The sequence below is a fragment of the Haloferula rosea genome, from assembly GCF_016595525.1.
Lineage (GTDB): Bacteria > Verrucomicrobiota > Verrucomicrobiia > Verrucomicrobiales > Akkermansiaceae > Haloferula > Haloferula rosea.
Genome location: NZ_JAENII010000007.1, coordinates 122,094 through 140,442, shown reverse-complemented (window position 1 = coordinate 140,442; position 18,349 = coordinate 122,094). Strand labels below are relative to the sequence as shown.

General features: G+C 59.2%; 16 protein-coding genes and 2 tRNA genes. 13 read left to right on the top strand and 5 right to left on the bottom strand.

The window, feature by feature from the left end:
- The first annotated feature begins 166 nt into the window (after positions 1 to 166).
- From JIN81_RS10670 to JIN81_RS10625, 10 genes are all read left to right on the top strand, one after another.
- Positions 167 to 619 carry a hypothetical protein gene (locus JIN81_RS10670; protein WP_200278976.1) on the top strand — a complete coding sequence of 151 codons (453 nt, stop codon included), beginning with the start codon at positions 167 to 169 and terminating at the stop codon, positions 617 to 619.
- 93 nt (positions 620 to 712) lie between these two features.
- On the top strand, positions 713 to 2,641 hold the full coding sequence (locus JIN81_RS10665; RefSeq protein WP_234044708.1) for a phospho-sugar mutase: 1,929 nt from the start codon (positions 713 to 715) through the stop codon (positions 2,639 to 2,641).
- Positions 2,642 to 2,643: 2 nt separating this feature from the next.
- On the top strand, positions 2,644 to 4,458 hold the full coding sequence (gene lnt / locus JIN81_RS10660; protein WP_200278974.1) for an apolipoprotein N-acyltransferase: 1,815 nt from the start codon (positions 2,644 to 2,646) through the stop codon (positions 4,456 to 4,458).
- Complete coding sequence (locus JIN81_RS10655) at positions 4,455 to 4,973, top strand: hypothetical protein (protein ID WP_200278972.1); 519 nt, start codon at positions 4,455 to 4,457, stop codon at positions 4,971 to 4,973. Before lnt ends, JIN81_RS10655 begins: the two co-directional genes overlap by 4 nt.
- A gap of 9 nt (positions 4,974 to 4,982) precedes the next feature.
- On the top strand, positions 4,983 to 6,071 hold the full coding sequence (locus JIN81_RS19475; RefSeq protein ID WP_200278969.1) for a GNAT family N-acetyltransferase: 1,089 nt from the start codon (positions 4,983 to 4,985) through the stop codon (positions 6,069 to 6,071).
- Positions 6,072 to 6,154: 83 nt separating this feature from the next.
- Positions 6,155 to 6,964: an aminotransferase class IV gene (locus tag JIN81_RS10645; RefSeq protein ID WP_200278967.1), complete on the top strand. Its 810-nt coding sequence runs from the start codon at positions 6,155 to 6,157 to the stop codon at positions 6,962 to 6,964.
- A gap of 98 nt (positions 6,965 to 7,062) precedes the next feature.
- Positions 7,063 to 8,115: a sugar phosphate isomerase/epimerase family protein gene (locus JIN81_RS10640; RefSeq protein ID WP_200278965.1), complete on the top strand. Its 1,053-nt coding sequence runs from the start codon at positions 7,063 to 7,065 to the stop codon at positions 8,113 to 8,115.
- Positions 8,116 to 8,121: 6 nt separating this feature from the next.
- A complete protein-coding gene (locus JIN81_RS10635) occupies positions 8,122 to 9,213 on the top strand; it encodes a Gfo/Idh/MocA family protein (RefSeq protein WP_200278963.1) in 1,092 nt (363 codons plus the stop codon).
- A 20-nt stretch (positions 9,214 to 9,233) separates the two neighbouring features.
- Positions 9,234 to 10,394 carry a Gfo/Idh/MocA family protein gene (locus JIN81_RS10630; RefSeq protein ID WP_200278961.1) on the top strand — a complete coding sequence of 387 codons (1,161 nt, stop codon included), beginning with the start codon at positions 9,234 to 9,236 and terminating at the stop codon, positions 10,392 to 10,394.
- A gap of 33 nt (positions 10,395 to 10,427) precedes the next feature.
- A complete protein-coding gene (locus tag JIN81_RS10625; RefSeq protein WP_200278959.1) occupies positions 10,428 to 11,282 on the top strand; it encodes a ThuA domain-containing protein in 855 nt (284 codons plus the stop codon).
- Between the two features lie 8 nt (positions 11,283 to 11,290).
- Here the strand turns inward: JIN81_RS10625 and JIN81_RS10620 are convergent, their stop codons facing one another.
- Positions 11,291 to 12,253 carry a hypothetical protein gene (locus JIN81_RS10620; RefSeq protein WP_200278957.1) on the bottom strand — a complete coding sequence of 321 codons (963 nt, stop codon included), beginning with the start codon at positions 12,251 to 12,253 and terminating at the stop codon, positions 11,291 to 11,293.
- Between the two features lie 45 nt (positions 12,254 to 12,298).
- Positions 12,299 to 13,276, bottom strand: coding sequence for a YHYH protein (locus JIN81_RS10615; protein ID WP_200278955.1), 978 nt, complete (start codon positions 13,274 to 13,276; stop codon positions 12,299 to 12,301).
- A gap of 119 nt (positions 13,277 to 13,395) precedes the next feature.
- Here JIN81_RS10615 and JIN81_RS10610 point away from each other — a divergent pair, with 119 nt between their 5' ends.
- The 3 genes from JIN81_RS10610 (at position 13,396) to JIN81_RS10600 (ending at position 15,718) form a co-directional block, all read left to right on the top strand.
- Positions 13,396 to 14,097 carry a hypothetical protein gene (locus tag JIN81_RS10610; protein ID WP_200278953.1) on the top strand — a complete coding sequence of 234 codons (702 nt, stop codon included), beginning with the start codon at positions 13,396 to 13,398 and terminating at the stop codon, positions 14,095 to 14,097.
- A gap of 69 nt (positions 14,098 to 14,166) precedes the next feature.
- Positions 14,167 to 15,573, top strand: coding sequence for an MBL fold metallo-hydrolase RNA specificity domain-containing protein (locus JIN81_RS10605; protein ID WP_200278951.1), 1,407 nt, complete (start codon positions 14,167 to 14,169; stop codon positions 15,571 to 15,573).
- A 70-nt stretch (positions 15,574 to 15,643) separates the two neighbouring features.
- Positions 15,644 to 15,718 (top strand) — tRNA-Val (locus JIN81_RS10600).
- 264 nt (positions 15,719 to 15,982) lie between these two features.
- Here JIN81_RS10600 and JIN81_RS10595 read toward each other — a convergent pair.
- The 3 genes from JIN81_RS10595 to pyrG all read right to left on the bottom strand — a co-directional run bounded on the left by JIN81_RS10595 (position 15,983) and on the right by pyrG (position 18,343).
- A tRNA-Arg gene (locus JIN81_RS10595) sits at positions 15,983 to 16,057 on the bottom strand.
- A 107-nt stretch (positions 16,058 to 16,164) separates the two neighbouring features.
- Positions 16,165 to 16,713: a DUF4136 domain-containing protein gene (locus JIN81_RS10590; protein WP_200278949.1), complete on the bottom strand. Its 549-nt coding sequence runs from the start codon at positions 16,711 to 16,713 to the stop codon at positions 16,165 to 16,167.
- A 16-nt stretch (positions 16,714 to 16,729) separates the two neighbouring features.
- Positions 16,730 to 18,343, bottom strand: coding sequence for a CTP synthase (gene pyrG / locus JIN81_RS10585; RefSeq protein ID WP_200278948.1), 1,614 nt, complete (start codon positions 18,341 to 18,343; stop codon positions 16,730 to 16,732).
- Positions 18,344 to 18,349 lie beyond the last annotated feature (6 nt).

The window sequence follows — 18,349 nt, the reverse complement described above, 5'->3', positions numbered from 1 at the left end:
GCAGTATCTAGCACGAATCTCACAGGGTGCGGTGGCCATGGGTCACCGCACCCTTTTTCGTGCGTTCGGGGCAGCGACGGAGTGACTTGAGGTTGGTGGACGGATTTCGCCAATTTGGCAGGTTCGCCCCTTGCCAAGGACGAGCGGTCTGGGCTAACAATCGGCTATGCGGAAATTGAAGTGTTTGCTGGTGGTGGCTGTTTCCAGTCTGTCGTTTTCCTGTGGTGAAAAGACAACCGCGACCTCATCGCAGAAGACCAACATGAGCAGTGGATATTCGAGTTTGAAAGAGCCATTCAAGGAGAGCGAATTCTCCGAATGGATGAGCAAGGCGGACCAACAGGTGGCCTACGAAGAGCGGAAAGAGGGCATGTATTTTGCCTATACCGAGGGGCGCAACAACGGCGGCTTCCATCAGTATCGCCACGTGATGAAGAAGTTCACCGGCGAGAACCATCGTGAGTTCGCCGTCTTCTGGGGTTTGTCCGAGAGTGAGTTTTACCAGATCGACCTGAGCATGCGGAAGAAGGGCTTTGAACGCGCCAACCTCCAGGTCTTTGAGGACGGAACCGGGAAGGCCTACCATCAGGTGCTCTGGTTGCTTCCCAATGCGAATTGATCTCCTTCCTGAGTCCTGATTTTTGCAATGCCGCTCATTTCTCGAATGGGCGGCATTGCCTTGTACGGTGGGCGCGCTAGCATTCGCCGCGACATGAGCGACCTCGCCTCGACCCTCGACCAAGCCACCAAGGACGGACTTCTACTGCCTGACGCCCGCAAGAACATCGATTTGCTGCTGAATGCCTCGACGAGCCCAGTGGTGCTTGCTTCGGTGACGGAGCTCGCGGTACGTGGTGAGTGGGAGGAGTTGAATGACCGGTTTTTCAAGACTCTGGCCTTCGGGACCGGCGGATTGCGAGGGCGGACGATCGGGCGGGTGGTCACGACTGCGGAGCAGGGCGAGGGTGGACCGAATGAGAGGCCGGAGCATCCGTGCAGTGGCACGGCATCGATGAATTTCTTCAATGTCTCGCGAGCGGTGCGGGGATTGATCGCGTATGCGAAGCGGCATGTGGGAACGGAGCGGAAGCCCAAGCTGGTTTTCGCTCATGATACCCGCCACTTTTCGAGGGATTTCGCCGAGTTCTGCGCGAAGGTCGCGTCGGAACTGGGTTGCGATGCGTGGCTGTTCGAGGATGCCCGCTCGACGCCTCAGCTCTCATTCGCGGTCCGGGACCTCCGGGCGGATGCCGGGGTGGTGTTGACGGCGAGCCACAACCCGTCGCACGACAATGGATTCAAGGCCTACTTCAATGATGGAGCTCAGATCGTCGAGCCGCACGCATCGGAGATCATCGCGGAGGTGAATGCCATCGAGAGCGAAGAGTATGATGCGGTTGCAGACGATCAGCGCGGCCGAATCACGGTGCTGGGTGCCGAGGCGGATCGGGGCTACATGGACCGACTGAAGTCACTGCTGATGCAGCCGTCGTTGCTTGAGGGGGCTTCCGCGAAGGTGGTGTTCACCAACCTCCATGGCACGGGTGGCCAGATCACGGTTCCGATGCTGAAGGAACTCGGTTTCGAGGTGCTGACGGTGCCGGAGCAGGACGTGCGTGACGGGCGGTTTCCGACTGTCGCCTCGCCGAACCCGGAGAATGCCGCGGCTCTCGAGATGGGCATCGCCCTCGCCGAGCAGGAGGGTGCGGAGATCGTGATCGGAACGGATCCTGATAGTGACCGCATGGGAGTGGTCGCTCGTGACGGAGCGGGGGTCATGCGCTTGCTGACGGGTAACCAGATCGGGTCGCTGATGGCATGGTATCGGGCCCAGGCGGCCTTCGAGATTGGTTGGCTCAACGAGACGACTCGGGCGCGCGCGCTTTTCGTCAAAACCTTCGTCACGACGGAACTGCAGAGTGCGATTGCCGCCAAGTTCGGTCTGGGTGTGGTGAATACGCTGACTGGGTTCAAGTACATCGCCTCGAAGCTGAGGAAATACGAGGACGCCATCCCCGAGGACAAGAAGGGCGACTATCGCTCGCTCGACGAGGACACGACCCGCAAGCTGCGCTTGGAATACTCGCGGTTCTTCCTGTTCGGTGGTGAGGAAAGCTACGGCTATCTGGGTTGTGACTTCGTCCGCGATAAGGATGCGAATGGTGCGGCCGTGATGTTCGCCGAAGTGGCGGCCTACGCCAAGGCGAAGGGGACGACGCTGCCGGATCTGCTCGACGAGATTTACAAGGAGTTTGGCTACCATGAGGAGCGTGGAAAGGCGCTGGTCATGGAAGGGGCGGATGGGGCCGCAAAAATCCAGTCCCTTGCCAGGTCGTTCTCGCAGCGTCCTCCCACCGAGGTGGATGGGGTGGCGGTCGAGCGGGTGCGTGACTTTTCGGTGGAGACGATCTTTGACGAAGAGGGCGACGAGCTTCCCAAGGAAGGCATGTTGTTTGTTGATCTGGCGGATGGCCGATCGTTCGCGGTCCGTCCGTCGGGGACGGAGCCGAAGATCAAGTTCTACCTGTTCGCGAAGTCCCCGCCCACGGATGAGCTTGCTGGATCAAAGGCCGCCGTTTCGGAATCGCTTGACCGGCTCTGGTCGGCGATTGAATCGGATGCGGCGGAGCGCATGCGCTGACGATGGCTGGTTCTTCTCCAAGGGGGGGCGGTGTCCTGCGCATCGGTGCCGCGGTGGTGACGGGCGGGATCATCGGATTGCTGTTTCCGCCATTCAATTGGGCCGGTTGGGTCTGGGTCTGTCTTCTACCTCTATTCATTGCGATCTGGTCTGCCAAGGGCAGGCGGGGTTGGAAGGGTTTTGGCATGGGCTGGCTGGCCGGGTTTGTCGCATCTCTGGTCAGTCTGCACTGGTTGACCGAGGTGACCTCGGTGGGGTGGGTCGCGTTGGCTGCCTACCTCGGTATCTTTCCGGGGGTATGGGGGCTGTTGATCGGGAAATGGGTGAACCCTTGGAAGCCCAAGGAAGAAGAGGGTAAGAAGGATTCTGCCATCCAGCGAAAGGTTCGTGCCAAGGTCGGCAAAGCGGCCGATCCGAAAAGCCATTGGCGCGCCTCATGGGACTCGCTGATCTTTGCATTTGCCGCGGCTTCGACATGGTGCGGACTTGAATGGTTGCGGGGCTGGCTGTTTACCGGATTCGGCTGGAATTCCCTGGGGGTCGCCTTCCATGAAACTCCGGTGATGGCCCAGTCTGCCGACCTGCTGGGGATCTGTGGCTTGTCGTTCCTGCCGGTCTTCCTGCAGGCGGTGCTGGTTCAGACGGGGGTCCGCCTGTGGGCGGAAACGAAGCGTGGGCGATTGAAGCCCCACGTGGATTTCGGAGTCGCAGCCATGCTGATCGCGGTGGCGTTCTGTTATGGCGTCTGGCGTTTGCACACGGTGCCTCAGGGCGAGCATGTGAGGCTGAAAGTGCTGCTCGTGCAGTTGAATGTTCCGCAGGATGCGGCGAAGCGTTTGTGGTCGCCTGAAGAGATTCATTTCGGATACGAGGAGGAAACCCTTGAGGCGCTCGAGGAGATTGAACGGCAGGACGCCAGTCGGTTTGAGGAGGCGGCGGCGCTGGGGCAGGAGATCCGCTTGAACACGCCGGACTGGATCATCTGGCCGGAGTCGGCGCTGTATGGGCGGATTCTCAGAATCGGTGACGAGGACTGGGCGATGTGGGGGCAGAATCTCGAGACCTTGGCCCGGATCCGGGAGCAGGGAACGTTCACGCTTGCGATGGGCCTGAACGAGGTCGAAGGCGAACGGTTGGGTCAGGATTTTGTTGAGAAGGTTGACGCGCGTCTGTGGAACTCGCTCGCGGTGTTTGACGAAAGCAGTGAATTGCTCACCTACCGCAAGCATCATCTGGTCATCTTCGGCGAATACATCCCCTTGGTGGAAACCCTGCCGTTTCTGAAGGCGATTTACGAGCAGCAGTCCGGTGCGAGCTATGGGGGCGCCTTTGCGAAGGGTGAGAGCTTTGATCCTCTGATGGTCGAGGCCGCGGGCGAGAGTGTCGGCCTGATTCCATCGGTGTGTTTCGAGGATACAGTGCCCCGTCTGATGAGGCGGTTTATCCGTCAAGGACCGCAGTGGATTGTCAATGTGACCAATGACGGCTGGTTCCGGGAGAGTCCGGGTGCCGCCCAGCATTTTGCCAATGCGCGCTTCCGGGCGATCGAGTTGCGACGGCCCATGGTTCGCAGTGCCAACAATGGCGTATCGGCCGCGGTGAATCCATTGGGGAGTACGGCTCATCCTGATGGAGGGCCACCCCAGGAACTCAGGGATGAGAATGGAAGCCACTTTACCCGAGGATGGTTGCTTGCCGAGGTGGACATTCCGAAGGAGCCATCCCTCACGCTCTACATGCTGATCGGAGACCTTGGAGTGGTCATGTTGGGGCTGTCAGGACTGGTGGTCGGCATCTGGAAAGGGCGGCGTGGATGACTTGGAGGCGGTCCGATCTCTTCGCGCTGGCATTCTTCACCGGTGCTGCGGTTCTCCTGATTCTATTGCAGGTGGTCCCGTTCAGCTATGGTCGGGATTACAGCAGTGGTGCAAGCGTCGCTGAGATGAAGGCATTCATGGGTTACCGGATCTGGCCTGAACTCTTGAGCGAGGTCATCGATCCAGGCAGTTTTGATCTTCTGGGTGCGGCCATTTCCGGTGGGTTGCTTCTCGGGACTCTGGTGGTCCTCGTTTCTCCGTTTGTGATTGGGATCGTGGCCGCCAACCGCGTGCTTTGGTGGTTCATCGCTGTAAGCTCTTCCTTGGTTGTGGTTGGTTTGACCGTCATGTTTTGTTGGCTGCTGGTGGTCGAAACGCCGAATCCGGACTACTGGCAAATGGGTCCCGGGCTCGTTTGCATCATGGTTTTCCCGATGTGCCACTTGGCGGGGGTTCTGTGCATTCGCAGGCGGGAGGCGGATACCTCCCTTGCGTCCGGTGTGGAGACCCGTTAGCGTCACGTCGTGGCCGAGCAGGGTGATGTAAGGGCAGTTCTTCAGTATGTTCCGCAGTTCCGTGGGCGGGTGTTCGTCGTATTGATTGAGGCCGGCCTGTTGCCTGAACCTGCGGTGGCCGAAAGCCTGCTCGATCTGGCGGCACTGGAGTCGGTGGGCGTCAAGCTGGTGCTGGGCGTCCTTGGGGGAGATGTGAAGGAGCTCTACGACTGGACGCTTGAGTGCGAGATCAAGTCGGCCCGCCTGTCAGTCCCCTTGGGAGATCCGGCTGCGGTTGCCGAAGCCAAGTCGATCCACGGCCGGGGACAGACCGTGGTCGCGGATGCCTCGTCGAATGCACCACTCGACTCTGAGGTCGTGACCTTTACCGTGGAAATGGGTGCGGTTAAATTGATTACCCTGCTTGAGCAGGCCATCTTGATTGATGGAGAACCGGTACCGGCCGTCCGTGCGGGCGATGCTCCGTCCGTTGCCAAGGATGGCAATGTGATCGGTGCGGATCTTCTTCTGGCCGCTGCCGCCGCCTGCGCGCAGGGGGTGCCTCGGGTGCATGTGCTGAACGGTCGGCAGCAGGGCGTGTTGGTCGATGAACTGTTCTCCAACGAAGGGGTCGGCACGATGGTCCACGCCGATGCCTATCGGGAGATCCGTGCTCTGAGGGAAGAGGATATTCCGGAGTTGCTCGGCATGATCGGGCGCTCGGTGCGGAGGAGCAAGCTCGTGCCCCGGAACTACGAGGACATCCTGGACCGGATCGATGACTATCACGTCATGACCATCGACGGGAATGTTGTCGGCTGTGTCGCCGTCCATGGCTATCCCGCGGAACGGACGGCCGAAGTGGCCTGTCTCTACGTGAAAATGGCGCACGAAGGGAGGGGATATGGTGCGGACCTTGCACGGCATGCGGAATGTGTCGCAAAGCGCGATGGGGTTCCCGAGGTGTTCGCCCTGAGCAATCGCGCCGCAAGTTTCTTCCTCGATACGATGAAATACCGCGAAGGTAGTATTTCAGATCTTCCCGGCGCACGGCGGGATCAGTTGTTGTCCAGTGGTCGTGATTCGCGGGTGTTTCTGAAGTCTTTCGCCGGATGCTGAGGAAATGCAACCGCTCAGGAGCGGAATCGGCATCATGATATTTTGGGTTTGCTGATGGCGAAGCATCGTTCAGTCTTCCGATTGTGAGCTCATGGCTGCTGGAGGGATCGGGTGACTGGTTGGACGACCGTGCGTTGTCCCATGGCATGGGGGTGTTCGAAACCCTGTTGGTGGTGGAGGGGAGCATCGTCGATGCGCCGTCCCACAGGCAGAGGATGGAGGACGGATGCGAGCGGATGGGTCTACGGTGTCCGGATTGGCGGGTGGTTGCCGAAGCGATTCAGCAACACTCGGCGGAGTTTGAGGATGGGATGCTGCGAGGTCGGGTGATGCGATCCGCGGGGGAAGGTGGATTGGCGTCCGATCACGGAGAAAACGAGAAGACGGTGCTCACCCTCGTTCCTTGGACGGAGGGGCCTCGTAGGTTGAAGGTCGCCACGGCGCCGTGGGCGAGGGATGAGCGCTCTCCACTCGCGGGGGTGAAATGCACCAGCTACGCCGAGAATCTGATGGCGCTTCGGATGGCTGCTGGTCAGGGGGATTTGGACGAGCTTCTTTTTGCCAATTCGAAGGGAGACTGGTGCGAGGGGACGACATCGAATGGCTTTGCCGTGATTGGAGGGGAGTTGGTCACCCCATCGCTGGACAGTGGCTGTCTGCCGGGGACGATGAGGTCCAAGGTGCTTCGGTGGGCCAGCGAGCTGGGAATTCCATGCCGGGAGCGGAGGATTCCCATGCAGGAGCTTGGAGAAGCGTCGGAAATCTTCCTGACCTCCGCCATCCGCGGGGTGGTTCCCGTCGTCGAATTTGACCAGAAACCTTGGCCTGAAGGGGAGGTCTGCAGAGGACTTCAGGGGCGCTGGCGGCGGCTCGTGGGGCTCGATCGCAGCTGATGTCTCGATTTCTCCAAAACACCGGCATTTTCCGGTCGCCGGGCTGAAAGGTCGGGCGCTAGATTCACGCACTCTTGTTGATCCACAAACCTAATACCATGTCACGTCCTGTTACTCTCTTTACCGGCCAATGGGCGGATATTCCCGCCGAAGAACTGCTCCCGAAAGTCAAAGCCATGGGCTTTGACGGTGTCGAACTCGCCTGTTGGGGGGATCATTTCGATGTTCAGGCGGCACTCAATGATCCGGCCTACATTCCCGCTCGCTGGGAGCTGCTGAAAAAGCACGATCTTTCGTGTTTCGCGATTTCATCGCACCTGGTCGGTCAGGCCATCTGTGACCCGATCGACTCCCGGCATCAGGCGATTCTGCCTGATCACGTTTGGGGTGATGGGGACCCGGAAGGTGTTCGTCAGCGTGCGGCCCAAGAGATGATCGATACCGCCAAGGCGTGTCGCAAGTTCCTCGATGCGGGCAAGAACTACATGGCAGGACGTCCTGGAGGCTCCGGGAAAGCCGTGGTGAACGGATTCACGGGTTCATCGATCTGGCACGCACTCTATGCATTCCCTCCGACCAGTCAGGAATACATTCAGGCCGGATTCGATGATTTCGCAAAACGGTTTGCGCCCATCCTTGAGGCGTTCGAGGCCGAGGATGTCTACTTCGCGCTCGAGGTCCACCCGACTGAAATCGCATTCGACATCGCCTCGGCTGCACGAGCCGTGGAAGCCGTCGGTGGTCACTCCCGCTTCGGGTTCAACTATGATCCGTCCCACCTTGGCTACCAGGGGGTCGACTACGTGAAGTTCATCCGGGCGTTCGCGGACCGGATCCATCATGCCCACATGAAGGATGCCTGGTGGGGGCACGGCAATGGAGACGTCGGAGTGTTCGGCGGACACACGGATTTCACGGATGCGCGCCGCTACTGGGACTTCCGTAGTGTCGGACGGGGTGACATCAACTTCGAGGAAGTGATCGTCGCCCTTAACGACATCGGCTACACAGGCCCGCTGTCGATCGAGTGGGAGGACGGTCGGATGGACCGCTTCCACGGCGCGACCGAGAGCTGTGCTTATGTGAAGGACCTGGATTTCCCGGTGAATCAGGCTGCCTTCGACGCCGCATTCGACAACTCCAACCAATAAGACCACATGTCGATTCGAGTAGGAGTGATCGGTGCGGGCGGGATGCTACGCTATCATCAGGCAGGTTTCCGTCAGGCTGGAGCTGAGATCGTAGCGGTGGCGGATCCGGCTCCCGGAGCTGCCGAACGGGCATGCAAGGAGTGGGTGATCAAGGACGCCTACGAGAAGGTGGATGAGATGTTGGAGCGGGAGGATATCGACGCAGTCTCCATCATTGTCCCCAACAAGTTTCACCAACCCCTTGCCATCCAGGCACTGCAGGCGGGGAAGCATGTCTTCAGTGAGAAGCCGCCGGCTTTGAATGCGGCGGAGGTCGAGGAGATGATCTCGGTGTCGCAGGCCGTGGGTAAAACCCTGATGTTCAATTTCAACAACCGGGCAAGACCTGAGTCGCTCGCGATGAAGTCCTACGTCGCGGACGGGACGATCGGAACGATCAATTCAGCCCAAGCCAAGTGGGTCCGCAGAACCGGCATTCCCGGCTTCGGTGGGTGGTTCACCACCCGCGAACTCGCGGGTGGCGGTGCCTTGATCGACCTGCTCCACATGGTGGACCTCGCGATGCACTTCATGGGTTACCCGGAGCCTGCCTACGTCATGGGTCAGACATTTGATGACTTCATCACCGACAAGAATTTCAAAGGGCCCTGGGGCATTCCTGACAAGAAGGATGGGACGACGGATGTCGAGGCGGCCGCCCATGGTTTTGTCACGTTCAAGACCGGGCAGGTGCTGTCGTTGCAGGTTTCCTGGGCGGAGATGGTGAAACGTGAGGAGGTCTCCGTGGTGTTCCAGGGCACCGGAGCAGGCGGCAAGGTCGAGCGACTTTTCGGTCGTGACGGTTTTGACGAAACGGCGATTGATACCTGTGAGCTCTACGTGCAGGAAAATGGGAATTCCGTGAACCGGCAGGTGGTTGTTGAGGAATGCGAGGACATGGGGCGAAGCGCTTCTGCGGCGAACTTCATCGAGACGCTTGCCGGGGTGGCTGAGCCACTCAATACGGCGCACGAGGCGCTGAAGCTCATGCAGGTCATCGATGCGATCTATGAATCGGCGCGGACCAAGGCACCAGTGAAGGTGGGCTTCGATCACTAACAGAAATACTTCAGACGATCATGAAACGAAAATTGCGAATGGGAATGGTTGGCGGTGGAAGAGGCGCGTTCATTGGCGCTGTCCACCGCATGGCCGCCAATCTGGACGGTCGGATCGAGCTGGTGGCGGGGTGCTTTTCGTCGGATGCCGAGAAGAGCCGGCTTTCGGGCGAGGACTTCTTCCTCGAACCATCAAGAATCTACGATTCCTACGAAAAGATGGCGGAGGCGGAGGCCGCGCTTCCTTTGGGTGAGCGAATCGACTTTGTGTCGATCGTGGTCCGCAACGACCTTCACGTGCGGGTGGCCAAGGCGTTTCTGGAAGCCGGCATCAACGTGATTTGTGAGAAGCCGCTTTCCTACTCGCTTGAGGAAGGTCGCGAGCTCGCCGAGGTCGTGAAGAAGAGCGGCAAGGTATTTGCCCTGACGCACAACTACACCGGCTACCCGATGGTGAAGGAAGCGCGTGCCATGGTGAAGTCCGGCAAGCTCGGGCGTATCCTCAAGATTGTTGCGGAGTACCCGCAGGGCTATGCGATCACCGCGTTGAAGAGTGAGGAAGAGGGCTCGATTTCCAACTGGAGGATGGATCCATCGGTGTCGGGAATCTCGAACTGTGTTGGCGACATCGGATCCCACGCCGAGAACCTTGCTCGCTACATCACCGGGCTCGAGCTGGAGGAAGTTGCCGCTGAACTGACGACATTCATTCCGGGCAGGCCACTGGACGACGATGGCAACATGCTGGTCCGCTATCAGGGCGGCGCGAAGGGAATCCTGTATTCCTCGCAGATTTCGACCGGCGATGAAAACAACCTGAACATCCGCGTTTACGGCACGGAAGCCTCGATCGAGTGGCATCAGGAGCATCCCAATGAGCTGATCGTGAAGTTTGCCGAGAAGCCTCGTGAGATCTGGCGGCGAGGCAACAGCTACAATGGTCCTGAAGCGGTCAAGCACACTCGCTTGCCATTCGGCCACCCCGAAGCCTTCATCGAAGCGTTTGCCAACCTCTACATGTCGGCCGCTGAGGCGATCGGCGACGAAGTCGAGGGTTCCTACCCGCGTGCGGAAGGCTATGATTTCCCGGACATCAAGGACGGTCTCGCAGGGATGGCATTCATCGAAGCCGCCGTCGAATCATCGAAGAACAACGCCGCCTGGACGAAAGTCGCGCACTGAAGACAACCAACCGATCCGCTTATGAAAACATCCATGATTCTGCCTCTCGTTCTGGGAGCCTGTGTATTTCTCGTTGCCGCATCCAAAAAGGAGTCTGCTCCTGCCGGTGCGGAGAAGAAGATCACTGCGGCCCTCCCCGGCGAGGCCTATGCGAAGCCGAAGAAGGAGCGCAAGGTACTCGTTTTCTCGAGGACGGTGGGCTTCCGTCACAAGTCGATCGCGACTGGGAAGATTGCCTTGGCTGAAATGGGGAAGAAGACGGGTGCTTTTGACGTCGTGATCAGCGATGAGCTGGAGAATTTCGAGCCGGGTAAGATCGATGAGTTCGATGCCATTCTATTTCTGAGCACGACACAGAATGTCTTCAAGGGGGCCAAGGACGAGAAGGTGCTTCAGGACAGCCTGATGAAATTCGTGAAGGGCGGTAAGGGTTTTGTGGGGATCCACGCGGCGACCGATACCTTCTACAACTGGGCCGAATATGGGGAGATGATCAACGGCTACTTCGATGGTCACCCATGGCGTGCTGGAACCCAGGTTCACATCAAGGTCGAAGACGGAAAGAAGGATCACCCGCTGGTTGCCATGTTTGAAGGCGAACCGCTTGAGTTCAAGGAGGAGATCTATCAGCACAAGGACCCGTATGACTCAAGCAAGGTCGACATGCTCCTTCGCCTCGACCCCGAGAAGAGTGAGAAGGTCAAGGGCTTGAAGCGGAAGGACAACGACTACGGTGTCGCCTGGGCCAGAACCTGGGGCGAGGGGCGGGTCTTCTACTGTTCGCTAGGCCACAACCACGACATGTTCTGGCACCCGAAGGTCCTGCGTCACTACCTCGCAGGCATTCAGTGGGCGCTTGGCGACTACGAAGTCGAGATCTCGCACTGATGCCCTGACTAGTCTTTGGTCTTTGGCCTGGGTGGTGGAACCACCACCCGTGGCCGCGGGCGTCGGGGTTCACCCGGTTGAGCCGGCTGTTGGGGAGTATCTGCAGGGCGTGTCGGGTTCTGGGGCCGAGAGGGGGCTTTCACGAATTGTTTCCTCCCGAGCTTGGCGTCGTTCAGAGTGATATCATCGACGTTGACAGTCCTGAACCGGTAGGCTGGATCCAGCTCGTTGATGATCGTGCTGAGGCAATCCTGCACGGCCTTCGCACCATAGAAGGGGCCGGATCCGGCGCCGCCACCGGTGTGGGTCTCGATCAATACGAGTTCACCCTTGGATAGAATGAACGAGGGATGTCCTGAATCGCCGGCGATCAATTTTTTCTGCCTGGATTCAGGGTTCCTTCTGTCGGAGCGGAAGCCGATCGTCGTATTGGAGATGCGGCCGATCTGATGGAAATACAATTTGCGCTTCTGCTCCGTGATCAGAGCGGTAGCGCCAATCAGCGCTTCGCCTCCATCCGCCCGTGGCGCAGGAAGGGGATAGGTGCGGACCGAGGCGGGGAGAGGTTGATCGAGCAGGCCGATCGCGACGTCCCCGGAGAATTTCCTCTCCTTGAAATGGATCACCTTCTCCACGCGGCGCACATGCCGGTTTCCCTTCCGGTCGTGATAGACCAATGGTTCCCCTTGCTTCCGGATGTAGTGCGATGCCATCACGACGTGTCGCGGTGTGATGGCGGTCGCAGTGTTCGACCGGTCCCAAGCGACACCGGTGAGATCGAGTTTCCACGGCCATCCCTGGTTCCAGAGAACCGGGCCATCGACACGGTAGTTTTTGAACAGGTCGGAACTGCCCTCAGCGCCTTGAGCCACCTGCCACAGTCTGAGGTCCGGATGGTGGGGGGCACCGGCGTCACCGCCGGAAGAGCACGAGATCAGGGTGAATGCGAGTAGGGAGGCGATCCGAAACACGGATCATCTTTCCCCTCGGATGCAGGCCTTGTAAATCCTCCATTTTCAGCGGCGAGGAGGACCACCGGGTCCACGCGATCCACCCGACCGTGGGCCCATGGGTGGGTGGGGGCGTTCGCCGCCCGTCCCGCCGGGGTGGCCACCGGGCCCGGGGCCCTTGCGTTCGAATGATTCATCCGGCGTGCCTCGGAACATGCGGGGAATGAAGGGGTAGTCGGCGGTCAGGACGTAGTAGTAGGTGCCATCCGGAAACTCCGGAGTGACACCTTCCCGGCCATTGCACTCATCGAGGTCACCGATGCCTTGCCTGTATTCGTAGTCCAGTGTGAAGGTCCCGTCATACTCACCACGTGGAGTCCCGGCACCTCCCTCGCGCTTTCCTTCCTTCAGCTGGTAGCTGGACTTCAACTCGACGACTTCACTGGCGGCATCCTTGGGATCCTTGTAGCCGTAGAGCCCGTAGATCGGGAATCCATCGGCAGCCCAACCGATCTGAACCATTCCCTTTTCGTTTCCTGCCAGCTTGTCAAGCAAGCCCGTGGGCAGCCCATGGTAGTGGTAAGCCCCGTTTGGCTGCACATGGGCATGGTGTTCGTCCAAGCCCAGATTGATCTCGCCGCTGAGCGCTTCGTAGTTCCATTCCGAGCTGCGGTCGTTGCGGTAGAATTCGGCGGTGCCCGGATCAAACAGCACTCCGTTCAACGCCACTCCGAAGGGTTGGCGAGTGAGTGCGATGGGTTCCTCGGCCACCTTCGGCTTGAGCGGGACACTCAGGCTGGAGGACTGTTCTCGAACCGCGTGGGGATTTCCGCGGCCAGGAAACTTCCCGGTCTCGTGATCGGGAATGCCATTGGATTCAATGATGCGCAGGTCCCCTTCGATCCGGATTGAGACCTGGTTGGTCGCGGAGACTTCTTCATGTGCCTTTTGAAGGCCAAGGTCCTCCCCGTGGACCGAGGGGGGATGGTCGGGGTGGGCCAGTGCTGGCAACACGAGGAGAGGGAGCAGGAATGCGTGTTTCATCGGGAGAAGACTGAGTGCGGATTGTAAAGAATTGATGTGCGGATGAAAAACTTCCGGCAGGGTTGTGGCATTCCGGATCGGGGCTTGGAATCGACCTCTGGGCATGAAGGGATGTCGCGATGTCAGAGCAAGAGCGCTACCGGGAAGCTCCATGGTCGGCTGGATTTCGCGCCGCCAGGGCGAATCTCGTGCCCGGTCTCCTCGTCCAGAGCGTGATGGTCGGGGTGCTGGTCGCCTACTACCTGTGCCCGCCTGTGGCGGGGTTTCTGGACCGGATCGCGATGATCAAGACCGAGTCGGGTTACTGGTTCAGTATCGCCGTTGGCATCATCGCGGGAGGCGTCCTGCCTGAGGTGCTTCGCTGGGTCGTGCTGCAACGGGTGAAGTGGAGCAAGCGGAACACCACCAACGTGCTGTTCGCCATCCCGTTCTGGAGCTTCATTGGGATTCTGGTCGACTGGTTCTACCGACGTCAGGCTGAATGGTTCGGTGATGAGGCGTCCTTGGCGGTGGTGGTTCCCCAGGTCCTGATCGACCAGTTCGTCTTCACCCCCGTCCTCACCGCGCCCATGACGGCCATCCTCTACGACTGGAAGGACGCCGGTTTTCAGTGGTCGCGATCCTTTCTCACGACAAGATACTATCGAGATAGTATTTTTCCGACCCTGGTTGCGATCTGGTGTGTGTGGATTCCGATTGTGACGGTGCTCTATACCCTGCCCGAGACGGTGCAGATCCCGCTCTATGCGCTGGCTCTGACCCTGTGGGTCATGCTCTACACATGGATGAGTGAGGATCGGGCCCGGCGGAATGCCGGGTGAAGTGGTTTGGCGGCCGTCTTAGGACGATCCTCCTTGGCAGGGAAGGGAGAAATGGGGAGTCTTGGATTGATGAAACTCAAATTTTGTGGAGCCGCCGGTACGACGACCGGTTCGCAGCATTTGCTGGAGGTGAACGGAAAGAAGATCCTTCTGGATTGTGGGCTCTATCAGGGGCGCAGGTCGGAAGCCTATGACATCAACTGCGGGTTTCCCCATTTCGATCCTGCCGAAGTGGACGTCGTTGTGTTGTCGCACGCCCACATCGACCACAGCGGTAATCTCCCGAACCTCACGAAGCGTGGTTTTTCGGGGAACATTTATGCGACCTTCGCCACCCGTGACTTGTGCACCATCATGCTTGCGGACAGTGCCCACATTCAGGAGCAGGATGTTGAGTGGTTGAACAAACAGCGGGCGAAGGATGGTGAGTCACCCGTTGAGCCGCTGTATCGGAAGGAAGACGCGGAGCGTTGCCTCCGGCAGTTCGTGACCGTTGGTTACGAACGCCCGATGTTGATTGCCGACGGGGTGACGCTCAGGTTTTATGACGCTGGTCACATCCTCGGGGCGGCGCAGGTTCTTCTCGAGGTCGAGGATCGCGAGGATGGTGGAAAGCGGAAGCGCTTCCTCTTTTCGGGTGACATTGGTCGAGGGGGGAATGATGTCCTGCGCGACCCGGTGGCTGTTCAGGATGTGGATTTCCTCCTCATGGAATCGACCTATGGCGGTCGCGAGCACGAGCTTCCCACTGGAGCCGACGAAGCGGTGGCGGAGGTTCTTGAACGGTCTCTGGCACGGGGAGGCAAAGTGTTGATCCCGGCCTTTGCGGTCGAGCGGACGCAGCAGCTTATCTACGTGCTGCATCGCCTTTTCCACGAGAAGAAGATCCCGCAGGTGCCTGTGATCGTCGACAGTCCCTTGGCGGTGGGAGCCACCGAGATATTTCGCCTTCACCCCGAATGCTTCAACGAGGATGTGTATTCCTTCCTTTTCGAGGACAAGAAGGATCCATTTCACTTCGAGGGGTTGAAGCTGGTGCGGTCGGTTGTGGAGTCGAAGAAGCTCAACCAATTCGAGGGACCGTGTATCATCATTTCTGCTTCAGGCATGTGTGAGGCGGGACGGATTCGGCACCACTTGAAGTCGGGCATTGGAGACCCGCACAACACGGTGTTTTTCGTGGGGTATTGTGCGGAGAACACTTTGGGCCGGTTCATCCGGGACGGACGCAAGGAGGTGAATATCTTCGGTAAGCGACATGCGGTTCGTGCGAGTGTCGAGGCGATCGACTCGTTCTCCGGTCATGCCGATCACTCGGAGTTGATGGACTACTTCCAAGCCATGACGGGCTCCCGCTCCAAGGTGTGGCTGGTGCATGGGGAGGAGGATCGATCTCTTGCCCTGCGTGATGCCCTGAGGAAGGATCACAAGGGTGATGTTTCGGTGGCGGAACTGGGGTCGATCGTCGAGTTCTAGAGGAGTTCCCAAAATGCTTGCCAAGGCTTGGTCGGTGCCTTATCCCATCGCCCTCGCCTGCAAGGGACAGGGGCGGTTAGCTCAGTGGTAGAGCACATCGTTCACACCGATGGGGTCACTGGTTCGAACCCAGTACCGCCCACCATTCCCGCAACAGAGAGCCAGAAACCACCATCGTGTGTCCGGCACTCGACGACATCGTCCCGAGTGGGATTGTCTTGGAGAGAAGCTGCGTGCCCAGGCGCTGTTGCGTGGGGTTTTGCTTTCCGGGCCCGTGTCGGGATTCAGCGGCGGGGAATTGGGCGCATGCTCAGGTGGACTCCCTTTCCAGAGCATCGAAGGGACTGCGGGAAATCCTGACGAGATGGGAGGGACCATCGGTCGACAGACCCCGGAGATACTTCCATCCTGGTGGACCCGACAGGAGTCGAACCTGTATCAACGGCTTCGGAGACCGCTATTCTATCCATTGAACTACGGGTCCTGAAAGAATCAGGATGGGGTGCCAACGCTGGCGTCGGCGGGCCGGAGTGTTATCGCCCCGGTTGTGAATTGGCAAGGAGAACCGTGCGGGCTTCCTCAGGCGCCGACTCAGCGGAAAAACTTCTGCATGGTCTCGTTGACGGCCTCTTGAATCCGCTGTTGGCGAACCGAGTCCGAGAGCCCTTTGTGGATGTCGCGCTTCGCAAAATTGCGGTACACCAACTTGTTGGTTTTGGCGTCCATGACATCGACTACGATGGCTCCACGCTCGAACTGATCGGGGCGCTGATTTTCCACGACACCACGAACGTGAGCCACATCGGCGATGTGCTCGGCGTCCCTGCCGTAGCCGAAGTAGTCATCGATCAGGAGCGTCGAAGCGTTGTCCTGGATCAGCAGCAGGTAGCCGACGACGAGGTCGGCATCGCTTGTCTTCACTTGAAGTCCGTTGGCGCGGAAGGTGTCAGCCAGAGCCTTCTGGATCATGCGGTTGGTCGAAGCGTCAACGTCGGCGAAATCAGGCTTCTTGTCCGTCTGAACCAGTCGTGCCGAGGTGTATCCCTTGGATTTGCCGGAAGGCATGTCGACTCGATTCCCACAGGCGGTGAGAAGCAAGGTGGTGATGGCGGTGAGTGCGGGAATGAGGAGGACTTTCATGAGCGGGATGCTGGGTTCAGAGGTTGGAGTGTTCGAGGGCGGCCTTGATGAATCCGGAGAAGAGGGGATGCGCCTTGTTCGGTTTTGACTGAAACTCGGGGTGGAACTGGGCGGCGAGGTAGAAGGGGTGATCGGGGATCTCGATGATCTCAACGAGCCCCTCGTCGGCGGAGACTGATGAGATGACCAAGCCTGCTTCCTGCAGTCGATCCTGGAAGTCGGAGTTGAATTCGTATCGGTGGCGATGGCGCTCGTGAATCGTGGCAGCACCTCCGTAGAGATCCGACGCCCGGGTGCCAGCGAAGAGAATGCTTTCACACGCACCGAGGCGCATCGTCGCTCCCATGTCTTCGACGCCCTTTTGTTCCTCCTGCAGGCAGATGACCGGATAGGGGGTTTCCTTGTCGAACTCGGTCGAATTCGCATCGCGCAGCTTGCAGACATTGCGCGCGAACTCAATGGTCGCGATCTGCATGCCGAGGCAAATGCCGAAGTAGGGGATATCGGACTCGCGTGCGTAGCGAGCGGCGAGGATCTTGCCTTCGGTGCCGCGGTCACCGAAGCCACCGGGGACAAGGATGCCATCGACGTCGCCAATGGCACTTGCTGCTCCGTGATCCTCAATGGCCTCGGCTTCGACACGGACGATGTTGACCTTGGTATCGTGATGGGCACCGGCGTGGATCAGTGACTCGTAGATCGACTTGTAGGCGTCCTGCAGTTCGATGTACTTGCCGACCACGGAAATGGTGACCTTGTGCTTCGGATGGATGACCTTCTGCACGAAGCGCTCCCAATCTTCGATCGCTGGCGATGGTGTGTGTCCAAGGCCGATCTTGTCGACGACCAGGCGGTCGATCTTGTCACGACGGAGATCGAGCGGGCATTCGTAGATCGTGTGGTCGACATCGCGGAAGGCGACGACGTTCTTTCGCTCCACGTTGCAGAACATGGCGATCTTGCGCCGGTTGTCCTCATCCAGATCCGCCTCCGTGCGGCAGATGATGATGTCGGGCTGGATGCCGATCTCACGGAGCTTGGCGACCGACTGCTGGGTGGGCTTGGTTTTGATCTCTCCGGCAGCCTTGATGAAGGGGAGGAGGGTCACGTGGATGAAACAGACGTTTTCCTTCCCGACTTCCAGCGCATACTGCCTGAGTGCTTCGAGGAAGAGGAGGCCTTCCATGTCGCCCACGGTTCCACCGATTTCGGTGATGAGGACATCAACGTCCGGATTGTCGGCCGTGACGCTACGCAGCCGGTCCTTGATCTCATCGGTCACGTGGGGAATGAACTGCACGGTCTTCCCGAGGTATTCGCCACGGCGCTCCTTCTTGATGACCGAGTCAAAAACCTGTCCCGAGGTCAGGTTGTTCATCTTCGAGAGAACTCCCGACGTGAAGCGTTCGTAGTGTCCGAGATCGAGGTCGGTTTCCGCACCGTCGTCGAGGACGTAGACCTCACCGTGCTGGAAGGGCGACATGGTGCCCGGGTCGACATTGAGGTAGGGGTCGAACTTCTGCATCAGGACCTTCAGGCCGCGGTGTTCGAGAAGTGTGCCGATGGATGCGGCGGCAAGTCCCTTGCCCAAGGAGGAGACAACGCCTCCGGTAACAAAGATATATTTCATGCAGCG

What these genes read in the sequence shown, in the direction of transcription:
- JIN81_RS10630 (WP_200278961.1), top strand. Translation starts at nt 9,234, where the DNA reads ATGAAACGAAAATTGCGAATGGGAATGGTTGGCGGTGGAAGAGGCGCG.
- JIN81_RS10615 (WP_200278955.1), bottom strand. Translation starts at nt 13,276, where the DNA reads ATGAAACACGCATTCCTGCTCCCTCTCCTCGTGTTGCCAGCACTGGCC.
- JIN81_RS10665 (WP_234044708.1), top strand. Translation starts at nt 713, where the DNA reads ATGAGCGACCTCGCCTCGACCCTCGACCAAGCCACCAAGGACGGACTT.
- JIN81_RS10605 (WP_200278951.1), top strand. Translation starts at nt 14,167, where the DNA reads ATGAAACTCAAATTTTGTGGAGCCGCCGGTACGACGACCGGTTCGCAG.
- JIN81_RS10670 (WP_200278976.1), top strand. Translation starts at nt 167, where the DNA reads ATGCGGAAATTGAAGTGTTTGCTGGTGGTGGCTGTTTCCAGTCTGTCG.
- lnt (WP_200278974.1), top strand. Translation starts at nt 2,644, where the DNA reads ATGGCTGGTTCTTCTCCAAGGGGGGGCGGTGTCCTGCGCATCGGTGCC.
- JIN81_RS10635 (WP_200278963.1), top strand. Translation starts at nt 8,122, where the DNA reads ATGTCGATTCGAGTAGGAGTGATCGGTGCGGGCGGGATGCTACGCTAT.
- JIN81_RS10590 (WP_200278949.1), bottom strand. Translation starts at nt 16,713, where the DNA reads ATGAAAGTCCTCCTCATTCCCGCACTCACCGCCATCACCACCTTGCTT.
- JIN81_RS10625 (WP_200278959.1), top strand. Translation starts at nt 10,428, where the DNA reads ATGATTCTGCCTCTCGTTCTGGGAGCCTGTGTATTTCTCGTTGCCGCA.
- JIN81_RS10655 (WP_200278972.1), top strand. Translation starts at nt 4,455, where the DNA reads ATGACTTGGAGGCGGTCCGATCTCTTCGCGCTGGCATTCTTCACCGGT.
- JIN81_RS10610 (WP_200278953.1), top strand. Translation starts at nt 13,396, where the DNA reads ATGTCAGAGCAAGAGCGCTACCGGGAAGCTCCATGGTCGGCTGGATTT.
- pyrG (WP_200278948.1), bottom strand. Translation starts at nt 18,343, where the DNA reads ATGAAATATATCTTTGTTACCGGAGGCGTTGTCTCCTCCTTGGGCAAG.
- JIN81_RS10640 (WP_200278965.1), top strand. Translation starts at nt 7,063, where the DNA reads ATGTCACGTCCTGTTACTCTCTTTACCGGCCAATGGGCGGATATTCCC.